Origin of the sequence: uncultured Gilvimarinus sp., from assembly GCF_963972205.1 — a bacterium.
In the GTDB taxonomy this organism is placed as follows: Bacteria; Pseudomonadota; Gammaproteobacteria; order Pseudomonadales; family Cellvibrionaceae; genus Gilvimarinus; species Gilvimarinus japonicus.
Genome location: NZ_CAXAUC010000001.1, coordinates 616,231 through 633,343 on the forward strand (window position 1 = coordinate 616,231; position 17,113 = coordinate 633,343).

Here is a 17,113-nt window from a genome sequence, read left to right on the forward strand (position 1 = left end):
CTCATTATTTTGAGTTTATTATACAGGTCTCTCAGGTTCTTCTGCGCGCTAAGCTTATAGCCGCCTTGGGTCTCAGGGCGGGGCCTCCCCTACCCTAAGTCGCGCAGTAACGTGCTTTTAGCCCATCACCATTTCTGGCGTCATGGGTAGTTGTCGCAAACGTTTGCCGGTGGCGTTGTAGATTGCGTTGCTTACTGCGGCGGCCACCCCGGTGATACCTATTTCGCCGATACCTTTGGCACCGATGGGCGATGCGTTAAAGTCCGGGGTGTCGATCCACATTACATCGATATCGGGCACATCGGCGTTCACGGGTATGTGGTATTCGGCTAAGTTATCGTTGGTGATTCGGCCATAGCGATGATCCCAATGGGTGGCCTCTTGCAGTGCGTGGCCAAGCCCCATAACCATCCCGCCAATAAACTGGCTGCGCCCGGTGCGGGCATTAAGAATAGTACCGCAGGCGTAACAACCCAGCATACGACGTACTCGGACTAACCCCAGCGCCTCATCCACCGCAACTTCAACAAACGTTGCACCGTATGAGTGAGCTGAATACTTTTGTTCCTCTGGGCCTTTAAAGCTACCGCGAGCCGTAAGGTTCGGTTTGCCGGCTTGCTCTAGTAAATCTTCCATGGGCAACCGTGTTTGGCCGTCCGTTACGGCTCCTTGGACAAAATGGATATCATCGAGGGATGCGTTTTTAAATTCATCTTGCTGCTGTGCAAGGGTCAATAGCTGTTCTTTTAGTTTTTCGACGGCATTGCGAATCGCGCCGCCGACACTTGCCGTCGTCGCGCTGCCGCCAGAGATTCCGCCCGGCGGTAATGCGGTATCGCCTAAGCGCATGTTCACTTTTTTAATCGGTAAGCCAAGCATGTCGGCCGTGAGTTGGCTTTGTGCGGTGCGAGTGCCAGTACCTAGCTCTTGCGTGCAACAGGCGATGTCCGCCGTACCATTTTCATTTAGGGTTACGTCTACCTGGGTGGGAAACACATTGTGTGGATACGTGGCTGACGCGACGCCCATGCCAATTAACCAGTGGCCATCTTTTTGGCTGCGCGGCTTGGCGGAGCGATTGCGCCAACCAAAGCGCTCTGCCCCTTGACGCAGGCAGTCGACTAATAAGCGGCTGCTAAACGGTTTGCCGGTGTGCTGGTCCACCTCTGGCTCGTTTTTAATGCGTAGCTCGATTGGGTCCATTGCTAATTCTGTTGCCAGCTCATCCACTGTAGCTTCCAGCGCGTACAAGCCGGGTGTTTCTGGCGGCGCGCGCATAAAGGTGGGCAACTGAGTGTCTAGCCTGCAGCGGCTCTGCTCTAAGTGCAGTGACTCTGTGCTATACATCATCCGGGTCGCCATGGTAAAGGCTTCGTTGTAAACGTCTTTGCGCGATGTACTGGCGATACCGCTGTGGATGATGGACTGAATGTTTCCGTCTTTATCGGCGCCAAGAGCCACACGCTGACGAAAAGGAGAGCGGTGCCCTGTCCCGCCGTACATTTGTTGCCGGGTTGCCACTAGTTTGACCGGCGCATCAACCAGCTTTGCACATAAACAGGCTAATACCGACTGTGGCCACATGGCGCCTTTGGAGCCAAACGCTCCGCCCACATAGGGGCATATGACTTGTACCTGCTCGGGGGCAAGGTCAAATAGTGCTGCATAAGTAGCCTGCCCCGGGGCTAAGCTTTGCGTGGTATCGTAAACGGTTAAAAAAGGTTTACCGTTCTTTTTGCCAAAGTGCGCAATGGTGGCATGTGGTTCAATAGGGTTGTGATGGTTGCCATACAGCCGATAATCCGCGTCGACTTTCACGGTACTTGCTTGCCATGCGTGTTGCGCGTCCTCGCCTTTGGTAATAACGGCGGGTGCACCCATGAGGCTTTCTGGGCGCTCGTTTGCCGGTGCGTTATCGATGTTGGTGACATGTGATTGGGTGTCATACGTAACCTTCACCAGCAGTGCGGCATCACGCGCAGTCTCAAAGGTATCGGCGATCACGGCAGCCACGTATTGGCCGGCGTAAAATATCTCTGTCTCGGCCGCCGGGAAAACGTTACTGGCCAATGAATGCTTCATGCCAGAGTCATTAAAGGTTTTAATACGCTTAAAGGACGGTACGTTGTCGGGCAGTAATATTGCACGCACGCCCGGGAGGTTTTTTGCCGCACGGGTGTCGATAGATTTGATTTTACCGCGTGCGATATTGCTGGTAACGGCTACCGCATGCAGCATCCGCTCTGTCTGGTTCTCGGCGGTAAAAGTTGCAGCGCCGGTGACTTTCTCCCGGCCGCTTTTACGTACCAGCGATTTGCCGACGGGGCCGCTGTAGTCGATGGATTTAAACGTCATGTCTATGCTCCCCGTTGCGTTGGTTGCGTGTCTGAGCGGCCGTGTTGCATGGCCCAGAGTGCGTCATCATCCAATGGCCCGTCATCACGTAGGGTTTGCAACGCGCGCTCCAGTGTGCGCTGGGCGAGTGTCACCTTGTACTCTAGCCCTGCAGGCGGTTGCGCACTGGCAAGTGCCGCTTGCGCTGCCGCGCGAAACACATCATCAGTGGGGGCTTGGCCCGTTAAGGCTTGCTCTGCGGCTGCGCTGTGCCAGGGGATGGAGCCCAGCCCGCCGATACCGACGTTGGCGCGGCGGATTATTCCGTTTTGTATGTCCAACCCGACCGCCGCGCTGGCGAGTGCAAAGGCGTAGCTGCTTCGCTCGCGAATTTTAAAGTAGTAACTGTTTTTTAAGCTGGCCGATACTGGAAAAATAACGCCGGTTATCACTTCATTGGGTTTTAGTTTGGTTGAGTACTGAAACTCTTTTTGCTGCGGCACTTGATAAAACTCACGCGCATTGACGCGGCGATTTGTCTCGCCGTTGCTTAGCTCCAGCTGCGCATCAAAAGCGACGGCACTGATGGCAAAGTCGCCGGGATACATTCCTACCAGCCGGCCACTATTGCCAAGCACGGCGAGCATTGCGGTGTCGACGCCCTCGCCATGGTTTGTTATGGCATGACCGTCAATGGGCATATCGGGGTGACGGTAGTAAGGCGACCGTGTGCGCTGAAGGAGGTTGCCGCCAATGGTGGCCATGTTGCGTATTTGCGGCGACGCGGCCAGGATAAGTGATTGGCGGATGACGGGAAACGCTCGTCCCCCTTTTTCGGCGTCGGCAAGCTCAGCCATCGTCGTTGCGGCGCCAATGTGTAACACTTGATCGTCAGATGACACACCCGAGGGTAGCGCGTCGCGTACATGCACTAAGGAAGCCGGTGTTAATACATTGAGCTTCATGAGATCGATCAGGGTGGTGCCCCCGGCGATGGCTTGCACTGAGCGGTGATCGATAAGTGCGGCCGCCTCTTTTACGGTTTGCGCATTGTGATAGTCAAAGGGAATCATGAGGTTTGCTCCGCAGGGTCGCTGGCAGGCTCGGCGCCGGAGGTTTGTCTAACGGCGGCTAAAATATTCGGGTAGGCGCTGCAGCGGCACAAGTTGCCGCTCATCCATTCGCGAGTTTCTTCGGCCGATCCGTTCCCGTGCCCTTCCTCAATACAAGCTACGCCCGACATAATTTGTCCAGGGGTACAGTAACCGCACTGATAGCCATCGCAGCGTAAAAAAGCCTCTTGCATTGGGTGCAGCTCGTCGCCGTCGGCGAGCCCCTCAATGGTAGTAACGTCAGCGCCATCGATGGTGGCCGCCAGTGTTAAACAAGACAACACCCGTTGACCATTGACGTGCACGGTACAAGCCCCACAAGTGCCGTGGTCACAGCCTTTTTTGGTGCCGGTCATGGCCAGGTGCTCGCGTAACAGATCGACCAGTGTGGTGCGGTTATCGATAGGCTGAGTTATTTTTTGTTTGTTAATGGTGAGCGTGATTTCACGCTGGGTGGGTGTGGCTGATGAGTGCTCGGTCTGTTGAGATGCCGTGGCCGCCGAGGCCGACGTGGTAGCTGCAGCGCCCGCGGCAAGGCCGACACCTTTGAGAAAATCGCGTCTCGGCCAGACGCCAACGGCGCCTGAAGAGCCACTGGCCTTTTTATCATCGCGGTTCATAAGCACTCCAAATAGTTAGCGGGTGTTGATCCATTTTTACCAACATCATATTTCGCTTGTACAATTTTCAATCTCACTAGCCGAGTTTGTAACTTCCGCAAAGGTTTCAGTCTTGTGGTGCTAGCGGGGCTCAGAGAACGTGCAGCGTCATTAAGTAAGCAAGCGCCGCACAAGCACGCAAACGTTGGTGTCTCGACGTCAGTGGCTGGGTCAGTAAAATTTGATGTGGCTAGAGTGCGCTCCAAATAGCCCCGTAACAAACCTCAGCGATAGGTTGTGAGCAAGGAGTGTTCCAGTAAAATGGAAAGGGTATTCACGGCGCCGTATTGACGTTTTCATGCCGTAAAAACGTTAGGGGTCGCTTAACGCAAGACCTTTTCCTTTCTTTTCTCTTCCCGGTAGCAATGGCCTGTATAATTGTGCTTCTTTTTGGGTGTATTGAGTAACTCGATACGCTGGTACTGTGCTGGAATCATTGTCTATGACACCCCCTGCCGCCTCTCCTGTTAGGCACATGTTGTTAACCTTACTCGGATTGATGTTGGTGGCGCTGAATTTGCGCCCGGCGTTAACCAGTGTTTCACCTGTGCTGCGGCGCATCGGTGAGGATCTGGCGCTAACCACCACGGGTCAGGGCGTGCTCACCACCCTGCCGGTCTTGTTTTTAGGGCTGGCGGCGCCTTTGGCGCCTCTTGTGGCTCGCCGATTAGGCATGGAGCGAACCGTATTGCTGGCGGTGGCGCTACTGGCGCTGTCACTTCTGGCCCGCCCCTATTTGGGTGTCACAGGTTTGTTTGTAGGCTCGGCGACAGCGGGGGCTTGCATCGGAGTCATGGGAGTTCTTCTCCCCGGAATCGTTAAGCGCGACTTCCCCAACTCAGTCAGTTTGCTTACCGGACTTTATACGGCGGTACTGTGTTTTGGAGCATCGATTGCGGCCGGCGCTACCGAGCCATTGCGGTTGTTGTTTAGCAATGACTGGCGCCCCGCCCTAGGCTTTTGGCTGGTGCCCGCCGCTATTGCCGCACTTGTTTGGTGGTCACAGCAAGGCGCCAAGCACTTTCCCAAGTCTGTTAGCGCCCCGAAAAAATCTTTGTACCGCGATTCGTTAGCGTGGCAAGTGACTATTTACATGGGGCTGCAATCGGCACTGGCGTACACCGTATTTGGCTGGTTGCCGACCATCTTACAAGATCGAGGGGTCGATGCCGTTACCGCCGGGTTGGCGTTATCAGTGTCAATTATGGTACAGGTAATTACCGCCATTGCCGCACCTTGGATTGCCAGCCACATGCGCGACCAGCGGTTTATGATTGTGCTGGTGGTATCGCTGACGTTGTTAGGCTTGGCCGGCTGCATATACGCGCCGCTAAGCTTGCTGTGGTTATCGGCCGTTGTGTTAGGCCTTGGCCAAGGCGGCACCTTTAGTATGGCGTTAACACTGTTAGCGGTCAGAGCGCGCGATGCCGATACGGCCGCGCGTTTGTCCGGCATGGCGCAAGGAGTCGGCTATACCCTTGCCGCATTTGGGCCGCTATTGACCGGTGTTTTGCACGATATATTTCACGGCTGGCAAGTGACCGGAATTTTTCTGGGTTTGATTGGCATGGTGGCGATTATCGCCGGCCTTGGCGCCGGGCGAAAATTGTATGTGCTGGATGATCGAAACCCGACCGCCTAAATTGGCTTTAAGTAAGCGGGCAATACTTCACTTAACGTTCAGTTAGGTGTTGCCCTTCCTTTCTGATAACGAGAATTGTTATTAAGAACGCTAGCGGTTATCATAAATCGCCCGTTTTAGTAGAGGATTCTCGGATGGCTCGGCCTCCCACCCTGTTTAGTGCCCCCAAAGCCCGCTTGCTCGCTTGCATCCTAGGCGTGCTTGTTACTGCGACGCTGATCACCGCTGGCGGGGCAACTTATCTGCCGTTTAATGAGATCGACCGTATCGGCGTGCCTATCTTGCTGTTCCCGCTAACCTGGAGCTTACTGTTTTTATATTCGGCTATGGCCAACAGCCTATGGCGGGTGTGGGCAGTACTTAGTGTTTTATCTGTGGTCCATGCGGGCCTTATTTATCAGCATTTGGCCGGGTAACGTTATGCAGCGCGATACAACAAAAAAGTATTACATTATTCACAGCTGGCTGGGTGTGGTTACGGGCATCTTGCTCTTTATTGTGGCCTATACCGGGGCATTTTCAGTGTTTGGCCATAACGAACTTAAAGTGTGGGCTAATGAAGGTGTTCGCGGTGGCGTCACCCACGACTATGGTGCGGTTGAAGATTTAGTAAAGCAGCACGCCAGTGACGTAGGAGAAGATTACCTCGATCATATCCGCATCATGCTGCCGGGCGAAAGCAGCTTTACGCGATTGCAAATTGGTTTTGAAAAAGAGGTGGTGTTAGAGAGCGGCCGCCACGAGCATCACGTTATTGTGTTTAGCCACAACCCTAAAACGTTAGCTCTTGAGGACACGTTTAAAGGCTCGCTAAATGACTGGTTTTTAAATAGGCCACAGGACATGGCCGATTTTATGGTGACCTTTCACGCCGACTTGCACTTGGGTAACCCGTGGGGATTGGTGTTAACCGGTTTGCTGGGTTTAACGCTCTTCGCCTCAGTGATTACCGGTGTGATAATTCACCGAAAAATTCTGCGCGAGCTATTTAGTTTTCGGCCGTTGCGCAGCCTTAGGTTGCTTTTTACTGACACCCATAAAGTGCTTGGGGTGTGGGGGCTGTTGTTTCACGGCACGATTGCCTTTACCGGTGCGTTTTTGGGTTTGGTGTTGGTGCTGCTGGTGCCGGCGGCAGCGTTTGTAAGCTTCTCTGGAGATCAAGAAAAGCTCGTGGAAACTTTTTTGCCAGAAATCGAACCGGCAATAACCGGGGTACCAGCAGAGCCACGCCCCGGTGATATTCTTACGCAGTTTCGCGAGAATAATCCCCACGTCATGCTGATTGATGCCAACATTCATGGTTGGGGCGATGAATCGGCGATTATGGCGATTACCACGTTAGGTGGTGATACGCTGGCGGCCAGTGAAACCTTTGAGTTAAGTGCGGTAACCGGAGAACTGCAAAAAAGTTACAGCACCTTTGGCAAACACGACAGTGTGACCGGGGTATTTTTGGATGCCATGTACCCATTGCATTTTGGTAACTTTGGTGGGGTTTTTGTCAAAGTTATTTGGAGCTTATTGGGCGTTGGCACTGCCCTGCTTGCGGTAACCGGCATGATGATTTGGATCGAGCGCCGAGCCTATGGCCCCGAGGGCAACCTCTCCAAAGCCGCGTACCACCGCATAAGCCGTTTTACGGTGGGTAGCTGCATGGGGCTAGTTGTGGCAAGCCTGACGTTGTTTTACAGTCAATTATTATTGCGGGTAGACGCGGCAGCATTAACCTATTGGCTGGGAGTCGTGTTCTTTTCCAGCTGGGCATTGGTTATTTTCTACGCCCTGTTTATTAAAAACAGTTACCAAAGCATAAAAACACTCTTTTTACTGTGCGGTTTATTGGCCGTTGGCGTTCCCGTACTAAACGCTGTGATTACCGGCGATATTTTGTCGTTAACGCTGTTTAATGGCAAAACGATTACAGCGGGTGTTGATGCAACACTTTTAGTGTGTGGTTTATTTTGTATTTGGGCTTCTCGAAAACTACCCGCCAAGCGCCCTGATAACGACTCACTGAATGTGAGCAACCGTAGCATTCCAGCGGAGGATGTGGCATGAGCGCCGTCATTATTATTTTTGCTTTAGTCGCCAATATAGCCACGATTGTTTTGTGGCGCACCCAGCGAAGTAAACAAGGGGCTATACGGCTTTTGATTGTAGCGTTAGGTGTTATCGCGTTTTTAACCAGCTGTGTGTTATTAGCCATACCATACGCTTGGACGCGTGCGCCGTTTATTGCACTGGGAGTACTTGGACTTAGTGGTTGGCTTTGCGTCTTTGGCGGCGCGCTATTGCCCACGCCTAAAGTGACCGGTTAACAAAGGTATGAAACAAAAAATGGCAGCTTATTCGCTGCCGTTTTTTTGTTAGTACATATTGTATGACGCAATATGTTTAAAATCGATAATCTACGCTGACACCCAACTGACGCGGTGCGCCTAAAGTAATGGATGGCGGCGTACCGGTATTGGCAAGCTCCACATATTCTTCGTCTAGCAAGTTAGTGGCCGTGGCATAAATCGCCAGTTGATCCCACTCGTAACCCACTTTAAGGTTAACCAGTGTGCGGGCATCATTTTCTGGGTCAAAACCCTCGTCGCCCTCTATCAGCCCATTGCTGTATGGGTTTACCACCACACTTGAGCTATCGGCATAGTTGGCGTTAATGTTGGCAAACCAACCTTGGTGCGCGCGATAAGTAGCGCCCATGCTGGCGGTTAACTCCGGTGCCCGCGGAAAAACGCGGCCCGACAAATCAAAAGTTTGCGTCGGCTGCACAATTAAAAATTCATCAAACTCAGTTTTAGAGTAACCCACACCACCGTAAAATTGTAAGGATTCACTGGCCGCGTAATTTAGCTCTACCTCAAAACCTTTAACGGTTGAGCTACCGGCGTTTTGAGTTTCGGTATCATACGAGTTACCCGACAACTGAACCGCAATTTGCTGATCTTGCCAATCGATAAAAAACGCATTGGCATTGGCGGTTAAGGCGCCATCGAACCAGCTGGTGCGTAACGCTAACTCGTAGTTATCAGTAAACTCGGGCTCGTAAGTAAATATAACGCCTTGCCCCACATTGGTACCCACCCCGCCCGAGCGATACCCTTGCTGAAAGGTAAAGCTCAGATTCACGTCATCGGTAAAATGGTAGGTAGTGCCTATTTTAGGAAGCACTTCGTCAAAGCTGGCATCGGCCGGTGGCTCGGTGCCCGAGGCGTTATCAACCAATTGATACAGCTGGGCATTAATACCGGTTAGCAAAGCCGCCATTGGCGGGTTAGCCGCGTAATCGCCTGGGTTGGGCAGTAACTGGGCGTTATCAATGGTGTAAAGCGTATCGCTGCTGTTTTCTTGCTTTTCTTCGTCCCAGCGCAAGCCGGCAAAAATATCCCAGCGGTCTGTCATTTTAAACGTAAGGTCGGCAAATAGCGCCTGGGTGGTGACCGCTTGGGTGACCTTTGAGTAAGTGCCGAGCTGCACCGGATCGATGGGCTCGTACAGTGATAGCACCGCTGCTGCCGTTTGCTCATCAAGGCCAATGCCGCCGTATTCGGGTGGTGTCACCAGCAGCGTGGGCAGGCCGGTCTCTGTCAAGGTCAGTCCGCGTTGACCACTGGCGACATCTTCGACATCAAGGTCCGAGTAGTAGCCGCCAATAATACCGCTTAGACGATCATAATCGAGCACAAACCGAAACTCTTGGCTTACTGTTTCATCGGTGCGATCATCCACTAAAATTGACAGCGGCTGCGCCGTAGCATCACCATCCCACTCATAGGCGTATTGTGAATCCGAGTAACTACTGATAGACGTGAACTGCCAGTTTTTGTTTAACGTGTAATCGAGCTTTAAGATGGCAATGTCGGCGTCGTTACTTTCAAAGGTAGGGTCGTTAAACGTGGTAATCCGGTGATCAAAATGATTGCCGTCGGCGGCGGGCTCTGTCCAGCGCACCCCTATTTCGGTTTCAGTGTGGGTATAGCTTAGTAACGCCGAGAAATCTTCGGTGGGTTCAAACAATAATTTACCGCGAAAGGTTTCGTTGTTGTCAAAGTCAGAGTGGTCGTCGCGGGTGATATTGTCGTTAAAACCGTCGAAATCGTTTTTTTCCGCGCTAACGCGAAACGCCAATACGTCGTCAACAATAGCGCCACCGCCGGCAAACGCCAGTTGTTGTTTGCCGTACTCACCGGCGCCAACTCGCAGCTTACCCTCCCACTCGTAGGTTGGGTCTTGGGTGTTGACGATAACGGCGCCGGCTAAAGCGTTACGCCCTTGCAACGTCGATTGCGGGCCCCGCAAGACCTCCACCTGAGCAACATCCCAGGTAAAGAAACCACCCTTTTGAATGGCGCGATACGGCATGGGCGCCCCATCCACATAGACACTGGCCAAATAGCTGTTGCCGCCGCCCGATACGTTAAAGGTGTATGTAAGTGAGGTATTTGTATTGGGTGAGCGCGATATTTAGTGGGAAGAGCCGGGATTATACGGTATTTAGTGGGACAGAAATGGAAGGGTGTTGCGCAGTGTGGAACCCGAGAGGCCCAGAGAAAACGAGGTTAGAATAGCTTGATTTGAGTGCGGTCGACATGGCGCTGGCGCGCACGTTTGACGACAGAGTAAACCGCTCGAGCTGACATTTTGTATTCGCGCGCCAACTCCGCGTGGTTGTTGCCGGTGAACTTGGCCATCATTTCATCGTCACGCTTAGTAATGTGGTACTTGCGCTCTTTCGGTATTGTGAACTGCTGGCCGCCCCAATCCTCCATTAGATAGTCAGCGACGTGCCAGCCCAGCTGCTCGGCTTTGTCCACATCAAACCCAAAGTCGCCAGCGAGCCGCTTTACATGGGCCGCAACGCCTTGCATTAGCTCGTGGCGCTGCTCAGCGTTGCTCATCTCTATGCTCTCCCTTGGCCCGCTTCTCGTTCGCTACACGTCCCATCCAGCCTTTGAGATGCTCGATTACTTTACTTGCCTGGTCGCTGGTCAGCCACTGAAGAGCCTCAATTTTTACCATACGGCAAACGAAGTGAGCCAGCGCTGTCTCTGAGCGATCGCGCACAACGCCGTCGTCCGCCAGTTGAAGCCATAGGTGCCGAATTAGCTTGGATTGAGAATCATCAGCTAGCGTGCGGCTTTGCGGCTTGGCCTTAGAACGGATTTTAAACCCCTTGGCTTTTAGCGAGTCCAGCACCAGACGCAGGCCGCGAATGGATAGGTCAGCGCTGCTGGTGCGGCCGCCTAGTGCTGGCATGCTGGCCAGCATCATGCGGTAGCTCTCGTCGTCCATCCCGATTTCGCGGCGGCCGACGTGTATTAAGCGTATCAATGTGGTGCGCTCGTTACTTTTCTTGGGAACTGCCACGATTAACCCTCCCACCTGATGAGATGACCACAGAAATCTTTTGCATCAGTCTCAGCCTGCCCCTCAAAATAATCAAAAAAGCTTTCTATCGAGCTGAAACCATCAACCGCCGCCAGCTTCTGGAGCGATTCAGTCGAATCTAGAATCATCCGTTGCGGACTACCTGGATCCATCTGCAGTACAACCTCACCGAAGGCAGGTCTAATCTCAATTTCTAAGACACTGATGCAAGTTACCCGCTTTAATAAACGGCATGATCGGGTGCGCATCCCTGTATATAGTTGTAGCTGAGCACCAACTACTGGTGGTTGCCGCTTTCCACGCTTACGTATAGTTTGTTGCTTTTCGCCAGATTCTACAGAGCCCGCAAATTGAGCAGCAAAGTTATAAGCAACCATGCTCACACCCCCGCGATATCAAGCGGAATTTGCTTGTAGCTATCGGTTTTACCCACCCGCTCATATACGCGTATATAGCTCTTGCTGCCCACCACCTGCAGGGCATCGCTGATAGCCTCCATGGCCTGTATCCAGCGCGGGTCGTTGATGTCATGGCGACGCAACGCGAGTACCCGGTTGGTTCGTAGCTCGCCATGGCGATCGGTTCTGAACGCATCGTTTACCAATGCAACCAAGCCAGGGTGCGCGCCAGCGCTCCACTCCTGCAAGCACTCATCAATCAACGCTTTAGCGGCTTGCAGGCGCTCATCGAACACAACATCATCAGCGTTTGCCCGCACCACTCTGTACCTGCCGTCAAAACTTGTTAGCGTGACATTGCCTTTAGCTCCACCAGCCTTAACACCATATTTTTCCGCTGAAATATCCACAAAAGCCTCAATGTCGCCAAAGACTTCGGCTTTCACCTTTTTCAACGTCTCGCGGGTTGCCAAGGCCTTCTCAACGGTCTCCATAACAATTTGGTCGCGTAGCACATCGATCTCTTTGATCGTGTCCTCGCGTACTAAATCGCCCCGAGCGTTTTCACGGTAGCCTTCTGGAACTTGTTGAACATTCATAACCTGCTCCTAAATCGGTAAAAAGTAAGTGACGGCCACATCAGTTTTAAAACCCTGCGATATAGCCGCTGATCGTTTCTCGCTCAACAACCTACGAAACGCCTCTAACGCCCGCAGCTTGTCTTGTATTGATTGCGCACCCGCCATGTCCGGTACACTAAACGTAGCCGCCGAGCCCGCCGGCTCGGCATTACGCTCTATTAAAAGCCGCACATGCGGCGCGTGACCCCGCGCCAGTGGTAACGCATCTTTGGGCAAGTCCGCACCAAACCGAATCAGGCCCGAGCATGTGCTATACGCGTGCAACTCGCTCATTGCGGCCCCCATCGCGCTCGCGGATTACCATTGCTGCAGCCAAATTGCTGCCGTGGTCGGCATCTTCTTTGATCGCTCTAAAAGCGCTCTCACAGTTGTGCCACTCGCCGGCGGCACAAGCGGCCTGAAGCTTTGCCAGATGCAGCTGCATCATATTGACCGCCGACCCCACGTCCGCGCCATTACAGTACGCAACCATTAGTGAACCCTCCGTAACAGATCGGGCGGCACCATCACGTCGTTGTCTTTTACAGCCCAACGCACGTGCACACGCACACCACTAACCTTACTAATGCGCTCATACCAGCGCACCAACCCTTGTGCCGAGTGTTCAAACCCGCATGTCTCGCCACCAATGCGCTGGTTATCATCATGTGGCCGTAAAAAAACAAAAACCTCGGTGTTAGTGGTGTGCACATTAGCCACCGGATGACGCTCTTTGCGCATCTCAGTCACCACCTGGTTAAGCGCGTTCAGGCGCTTAGCTAGCGGTACCGTAAAATCAGTAACATTAGCCATATCAGTCATCCCCCAATGCTTTCTGAAACGCCTGAGTAAGCGCGTTTGGTTCGCTCGCCGGTGTGAGGTGGCTCACATGAATTTTTTCTCTACGGCCGTTGCCTTTCTTCACAGTAGCCACGTCATCGGTTACCTCCAGTACAGTGACGTCTCTAACAGTCATCCGGCAATTTCCCCGGCGGCAAATCGAATGTACATAGGTAGCCTTGTCGCCTGGCTTAAATGAATTAGCCACTACGCCACCTCCCGGATAACATCCGCATCAATAATCGGTGCACCAATTTCAGCGGCCAAATTCATCGCCGCGACAATAAAGTTACCCACCGCAAGCGGGAATAGATGCGTGTTCCCGTTAGAGTCTGTTAGGCGGTTCACCAACTCAGTCACGCCGCTTTCATCAATTACACTTGCAATTTTTTTATCTGCGCGGGATAAACGGTGTGCTATAAAGCCGTGGATATCACTTACCGCAATGGGTTGCAGTTTTGTAATCTCGCAGCGTTGCACCACCTCACGCACGCCCGCTGAGCGCTGTGACAGCTTAGAGTGCAGCTCAGGTTGGCCCACTAAAATAACGCTAACAAGCTTGGTAAAGCCTACCTCCAGCTCTAAAAACCGCTTTAAATGCTTAAGCGTTGGCAGCGGTAACGAGTGTGCCTCTTCAATTAAAATGCAATGGCGGTAGCCGCTCTCGCTGCTTTCTTTAAGCGCTTTGTGTAACGCATCAAAGCGGTTTTGTGCAGATTGCGGCCGCGATTTATGCGGTGCCACCGCGTTAAAAATAGCGTCTGCGATATCACTCGCCTTTAACGTTTTCCCTTTGTTGTCGTTATCTTCAGCCGCCAAAACATACGGCTGAATCAACACCACCGGCAGTGATTCAATCTCTATGCGCTGCTCCAAGTCGCGACGCAACGTGCTTTTACCCGCGCCGCTTTCACCGATGATCGCTAAAAACCCGCCGTTCTTTGCCGTGTGCACCATATGCTCGCGAATATAACGGATATCCTGGCTCAGCCACATATCATCCGTGCAACGTAAATCCCCAAACGGATCGGCTAAAACACCAAATTGTTTTTTTGCCTCTGGTGTTAACGTCTGACGTCGTAGTAACATATTCTCGTCCTCCTCGGACAATGGGTTGTCATAAGTCTCGGTGCTGGCGCACCGGGGCTTAATTTTTTCAAACAGTAAATCGCTTGCTTTTACATCGTAATCAGCACACCACGCTAAAATCCGTGCGCGTAACCGTGTTGCCAATTTCAGCCTCCGTGGCCAAATTCCGTGGTTTAACAACTGCGCCATTGACGCAGGGCTTACATCGCATACAGCAGCCAACTCCGACTGTGTGATGCATAACCGATTTAACTCAGCCTTTAACTTAAGCATTTCACCGCTCCACGGTTGTTATTGAATAAGCCGCAACGGCGTTGCGACGTTTTCTACAGGCTCGGTCAACTGAGCCGCAATACCATCCAGCGCCTGCTCTGGCACGCCATCGGGATACTGCTGTTTTAACCAGGTAAAATGCTCGGCACCGCTCCACTGCTTACCCAAGCGCGCAGCGAGCTTTTTAGCGGCTTCAACCGGGGTTAAATTGCGCAGCTCAACCTTGGGGGCAATCACATCTAAATCGGTGCCGCGCTTGCGGATGTACTCGGGTAAAGGGGTATCGGTAATCGGCTTCATCGCATCGATGCTGCCGCCAAACGGCACCGCCTTTTTCTTACGTGCGGCCGCCGCTTCGTCGTCGGTCGCCGCGTTCATAACGATGCGCTCAACGTTTTTACGCTCGGTATCAATGCGCGTATCGGGCTTGGCTTTAAACTCGTCACCGATCGTAGCCGCGCCCTCGTTAAAGCCAAACTCGTCTACTTTTTGCGCCTCAACCACCTGGATAACGTTGCGGCCCTCGGCATCCTTGTACACCACCTGGGCACTGTTATCGTCGCGCCAAGGGTTGCGGGTCATCATCACTTTTTCACCAATCGCAACCTCGGGCACATCGCTTACATCGTAGGTATTACCCTTAAAGCTCACAGTTAAATGCACGCTCACCTTGCGGCTTTCTGGCGCGCTTACCGCCAGCTCGCGCAGCACGCTTGCCTCTGGTGCTACACGCAATTGCTCGGCGGTAATTTTTAGCCACACGTTAAAGCGCGTGTTTTTAGTCCGGCTGTGTTTTTGCGTCGCGTTGTACCAGCGCATCCACGCCCAGCCGTATTGGTTAATCTCATCTAGGCTAGTGGGCGGGTTTTCAAAAAAGCGCATACGGTGCTCAAAATCGCACTCCACAATGTTGTTGGCATTTTCCACTTGCCCTTTAGCCCAAGGCTGTCCGGGCTGGTTTACCTGCATATGCACGCCCAGTGCGCGGCACAAATTTTTAAATACCGCACCGGTGTTGGCACTGCCGGGGTCAACCATCACTATCAGCGGCACCCCGTGCACCGGGTCTTGCGGGTGGCGTTTTTGCATCGCATTAATAAACGCATCGCTCAGATTTTGGCCGCTCTCGGCGCCCAACACGTAGTGAACGTAAATCCAACCGCTCGCGTGGTCAGTAATCACGTAGCGCCACACGCGCTCCTTCTCAATGCGCCTAATATTGGCCGGCTTGTTTTTGTAAAACTCTTTTTCACTCATCACCTGCAGCGCCAAGCCCGCTTTGGTCGGCAGGTAATACAGCACACACAACGACGGGTCGATTTGCCAAACATGGTTAGGGTGCTTGCTTGCCAGCTGCGTTTTAGGCGTTGGGCGCGCCAGTTGGTCTGGGTGTAAGCCATTGTTGGTCAGCGCACGGCTTACCGCGCTAACGCTCATGGGTACAAGTTCGCCGGTGGCTTCATCCAAGCGCTCGGCTTTTACGCGGCCATCGGCCCGCAGTATTTCTAGCGCGCGCTCAAAGCCCGCCAGCCGCTTGCCCTGGCCACGCATGCTGCTCATTAAATAACCACTTATAATGCGCAGCTCTTCAACCGGAATACTGCAGCTGCCGGCATCGCTGCGGCGTTTACGGGGCTTTTGCATAGCCACCTCTTTGAGTTTGCGTTGTAACGTGGGCACGCTAATGCCCATCTCATCGGCTGCCCCTTGATAGACAGCCATCTTCTTGCCGTGGCCCGCTGCCTCGGCAGCGCGGGCAACGGCTTGCAGCTTTTCTATCAGTGCCGGGTTCATTTCGAGGGGTCAAACTCCAGTGGTGAATTAACCGTGCGCTCTATGCCAAGCTCGGCGCGCAGCGTTAGCAGTGCGTCGTCTAATAAATCAAGGCGCGACTCTAAATAGCCCAGCTGCTCGTTATCTAGGTGGGGGTTATCGTCATTCGTGGTGCCGTGGTAAAACACCGTGGTAAACGCCGCACGCAGCTGTGTGCGTATACGCTCTTCAACGGCATCGGCGTGGGTACTTGCCTCGGCGCGCAACTCGGCGCCGTCTTGGTCGGCGGGTAGGTTTTTAATGCGAGCGTTTTTTTCCATTAACTCATCAATGGTTTGCTGCTTCGCGCCGGCTACGGCATCTTTAGCGGCAATCGATTCGCGGGCTTCACGCAGTTTTTTGCGCAGCTCGCTGCAACTCATTTTTTCAACGTCGTCTAGGTCAATCCCTGCAACCGTTTTACCGTCGCCAAGTTGCTCCAGTTCATCGTCATCCAACACAAGCAGCTCTAGCGCTTTGGTTTTACTGCCGGCGGATTCCAGCACTTTTTGGCTCCCTGGGCTGGATAGATATTTAACCGCCGCCTGCATCATTTTTTGCGCTGCGCGAGCAGGCAACCCAATACGCGTAATTGATTCCACCCACTCGCCGTGCTCTACGTGCTCTTTAATCACCACCAAGTGCCTGCCGGCATCAACCATGGCGCGGGCGCCGCGCTCTAATGCCTCGCGCACTTTGCTTTCGGCCAAATGCAACGCAAAAAAGTTCTCACCATCGCCGTACTGGTCGAGTATTTTTAGTGAGTGCTCAGCCATTTGGGTGCTGGTGGTGTTCACCTCGTCCACCCAATCTTCATTTGTTTCGGTGTGCTCAATCGTGGTAGCCGTGTTTGCTTTTCTAGCCATGCTATTCCCCTTGGTAATTGCGTCGGAGTCCGACGTTTTTAATGTGTACGACTCAAAAGCGCCGTCAAACGGCG

Annotated in this window: 18 protein-coding genes; 3 read left to right on the forward strand and 15 right to left on the reverse strand. The window is 53.1% G+C overall.

The features are described 5' to 3' along the window. Positions 1-117: 117 nt before the first annotated feature. Genes AACY82_RS02620 through AACY82_RS02630 form a run of 3 tightly spaced genes read right to left on the reverse strand, consistent with a single transcriptional unit; the run spans position 118 to position 4,066 of the window. A complete protein-coding gene (locus AACY82_RS02620; protein ID WP_339615199.1) occupies positions 118-2,355 on the reverse strand; it encodes a xanthine dehydrogenase family protein molybdopterin-binding subunit in 2,238 nt (745 codons plus the stop codon). 2 nt (positions 2,356-2,357) lie between these two features. Continuing rightward, positions 2,358-3,407: an FAD binding domain-containing protein gene (locus AACY82_RS02625; RefSeq protein WP_339615200.1), complete on the reverse strand. Its 1,050-nt coding sequence runs from the start codon at positions 3,405-3,407 to the stop codon at positions 2,358-2,360. Continuing rightward, positions 3,404-4,066, reverse strand: a complete 663-nt coding sequence (locus AACY82_RS02630) for a (2Fe-2S)-binding protein (protein ID WP_339615201.1) — start codon at positions 4,064-4,066, stop codon at positions 3,404-3,406. Before AACY82_RS02630 ends, AACY82_RS02625 begins: the two co-directional genes overlap by 4 nt. Positions 4,067-4,547: 481 nt before the next feature. Here AACY82_RS02630 and AACY82_RS02635 point away from each other — a divergent pair, with 481 nt between their 5' ends. The 3 genes from AACY82_RS02635 to AACY82_RS02645 all read left to right on the forward strand — a co-directional run bounded on the left by AACY82_RS02635 (position 4,548) and on the right by AACY82_RS02645 (position 7,805). Then, positions 4,548-5,747: an MFS transporter gene (locus AACY82_RS02635; protein WP_339615202.1), complete on the forward strand. Its 1,200-nt coding sequence runs from the start codon at positions 4,548-4,550 to the stop codon at positions 5,745-5,747. Between the two features lie 134 nt (positions 5,748-5,881). Next, complete coding sequence (locus tag AACY82_RS02640) at positions 5,882-6,163, forward strand: hypothetical protein (RefSeq protein ID WP_339615204.1); 282 nt, start codon at positions 5,882-5,884, stop codon at positions 6,161-6,163. Between the two features lie 4 nt (positions 6,164-6,167). Next, on the forward strand, positions 6,168-7,805 hold the full coding sequence (locus tag AACY82_RS02645) for a PepSY-associated TM helix domain-containing protein (protein WP_339615205.1): 1,638 nt from the start codon (positions 6,168-6,170) through the stop codon (positions 7,803-7,805). Positions 7,806-8,141: 336 nt separating this feature from the next. On the opposite strand, the gene AACY82_RS02650 is transcribed toward AACY82_RS02645, so the two are convergent. From AACY82_RS02650 to AACY82_RS02705, 12 genes are all read right to left on the reverse strand, one after another. After that, complete coding sequence (locus tag AACY82_RS02650; RefSeq protein ID WP_339615594.1) at positions 8,142-10,217, reverse strand: TonB-dependent receptor; 2,076 nt, start codon at positions 10,215-10,217, stop codon at positions 8,142-8,144. Positions 10,218-10,312: 95 nt separating this feature from the next. After that, on the reverse strand, positions 10,313-10,651 hold the full coding sequence (locus AACY82_RS02655; protein WP_339615206.1) for a Mor transcription activator family protein: 339 nt from the start codon (positions 10,649-10,651) through the stop codon (positions 10,313-10,315). Next, a complete protein-coding gene (locus AACY82_RS02660) occupies positions 10,638-11,120 on the reverse strand; it encodes a regulatory protein GemA (RefSeq protein WP_339615207.1) in 483 nt (160 codons plus the stop codon). The genes AACY82_RS02655 and AACY82_RS02660 overlap by 14 nt, the downstream gene beginning before the upstream one ends. A 2-nt stretch (positions 11,121-11,122) precedes the next feature. Beyond that, positions 11,123-11,518 (reverse strand): hypothetical protein, encoded by a 396-nt coding sequence (locus tag AACY82_RS02665; RefSeq protein WP_339615208.1) that lies wholly within the window; start codon positions 11,516-11,518, stop codon positions 11,123-11,125. A 2-nt stretch (positions 11,519-11,520) separates the two neighbouring features. Continuing rightward, positions 11,521-12,138, reverse strand: a complete 618-nt coding sequence (locus AACY82_RS02670; RefSeq protein WP_339615209.1) for a DUF3164 family protein — start codon at positions 12,136-12,138, stop codon at positions 11,521-11,523. Between the two features lie 9 nt (positions 12,139-12,147). Then, entirely contained in the window at positions 12,148-12,453 is a 306-nt protein-coding gene (locus AACY82_RS02675) for a hypothetical protein (RefSeq protein ID WP_339615210.1), read from the reverse strand. After that, positions 12,431-12,652: a hypothetical protein gene (locus tag AACY82_RS02680; RefSeq protein ID WP_339615211.1), complete on the reverse strand. Its 222-nt coding sequence runs from the start codon at positions 12,650-12,652 to the stop codon at positions 12,431-12,433. The genes AACY82_RS02675 and AACY82_RS02680 overlap by 23 nt, the downstream gene beginning before the upstream one ends. After that, positions 12,652-12,972, reverse strand: coding sequence for a hypothetical protein (locus AACY82_RS02685; protein WP_339615212.1), 321 nt, complete (start codon positions 12,970-12,972; stop codon positions 12,652-12,654). Before AACY82_RS02685 ends, AACY82_RS02680 begins: the two co-directional genes overlap by 1 nt. A gap of 1 nt (position 12,973) precedes the next feature. After that, positions 12,974-13,135 (reverse strand): hypothetical protein, encoded by a 162-nt coding sequence (locus tag AACY82_RS02690; protein WP_339615213.1) that lies wholly within the window; start codon positions 13,133-13,135, stop codon positions 12,974-12,976. Positions 13,136-13,206: 71 nt separating this feature from the next. Then, on the reverse strand, positions 13,207-14,232 hold the full coding sequence (locus tag AACY82_RS02695) for an AAA family ATPase (protein WP_339615214.1): 1,026 nt from the start codon (positions 14,230-14,232) through the stop codon (positions 13,207-13,209). 147 nt (positions 14,233-14,379) lie between these two features. Next, positions 14,380-16,155, reverse strand: coding sequence for a hypothetical protein (locus AACY82_RS02700; RefSeq protein ID WP_339615215.1), 1,776 nt, complete (start codon positions 16,153-16,155; stop codon positions 14,380-14,382). Beyond that, the gene (locus AACY82_RS02705; protein ID WP_339615216.1) at positions 16,152-17,039 is read right to left on the reverse strand and encodes a DUF3102 domain-containing protein; all 888 of its coding nucleotides are present in this window, start codon (positions 17,037-17,039) and stop codon (positions 16,152-16,154) included. Before AACY82_RS02705 ends, AACY82_RS02700 begins: the two co-directional genes overlap by 4 nt. Between the last annotated feature and the right edge of the window lie 74 nt (positions 17,040-17,113).

Bases quoted from the DNA above. Each gene is read 5' to 3' on its own strand.
- AACY82_RS02620 (WP_339615199.1), bottom strand. From the start codon at position 2,355: ATGACGTTTAAATCCATCGACTACAGCGGCCCCGTCGGCAAATCGCTG.
- AACY82_RS02625 (WP_339615200.1), bottom strand. From the start codon at position 3,407: ATGATTCCCTTTGACTATCACAATGCGCAAACCGTAAAAGAGGCGGCC.
- AACY82_RS02630 (WP_339615201.1), bottom strand. From the start codon at position 4,066: ATGAACCGCGATGATAAAAAGGCCAGTGGCTCTTCAGGCGCCGTTGGC.
- AACY82_RS02635 (WP_339615202.1), top strand. From the start codon at position 4,548: ATGACACCCCCTGCCGCCTCTCCTGTTAGGCACATGTTGTTAACCTTA.
- AACY82_RS02640 (WP_339615204.1), top strand. From the start codon at position 5,882: ATGGCTCGGCCTCCCACCCTGTTTAGTGCCCCCAAAGCCCGCTTGCTC.
- AACY82_RS02645 (WP_339615205.1), top strand. From the start codon at position 6,168: ATGCAGCGCGATACAACAAAAAAGTATTACATTATTCACAGCTGGCTG.
- AACY82_RS02655 (WP_339615206.1), bottom strand. From the start codon at position 10,651: ATGAGCAACGCTGAGCAGCGCCACGAGCTAATGCAAGGCGTTGCGGCC.
- AACY82_RS02665 (WP_339615208.1), bottom strand. From the start codon at position 11,518: ATGGTTGCTTATAACTTTGCTGCTCAATTTGCGGGCTCTGTAGAATCT.
- AACY82_RS02670 (WP_339615209.1), bottom strand. From the start codon at position 12,138: ATGAATGTTCAACAAGTTCCAGAAGGCTACCGTGAAAACGCTCGGGGC.
- AACY82_RS02675 (WP_339615210.1), bottom strand. From the start codon at position 12,453: ATGAGCGAGTTGCACGCGTATAGCACATGCTCGGGCCTGATTCGGTTT.
- AACY82_RS02680 (WP_339615211.1), bottom strand. From the start codon at position 12,652: ATGGTTGCGTACTGTAATGGCGCGGACGTGGGGTCGGCGGTCAATATG.
- AACY82_RS02685 (WP_339615212.1), bottom strand. From the start codon at position 12,972: ATGGCTAATGTTACTGATTTTACGGTACCGCTAGCTAAGCGCCTGAAC.
- AACY82_RS02690 (WP_339615213.1), bottom strand. From the start codon at position 13,135: ATGACTGTTAGAGACGTCACTGTACTGGAGGTAACCGATGACGTGGCT.
- AACY82_RS02700 (WP_339615215.1), bottom strand. From the start codon at position 16,155: ATGAACCCGGCACTGATAGAAAAGCTGCAAGCCGTTGCCCGCGCTGCC.
- AACY82_RS02705 (WP_339615216.1), bottom strand. From the start codon at position 17,039: ATGGCTAGAAAAGCAAACACGGCTACCACGATTGAGCACACCGAAACA.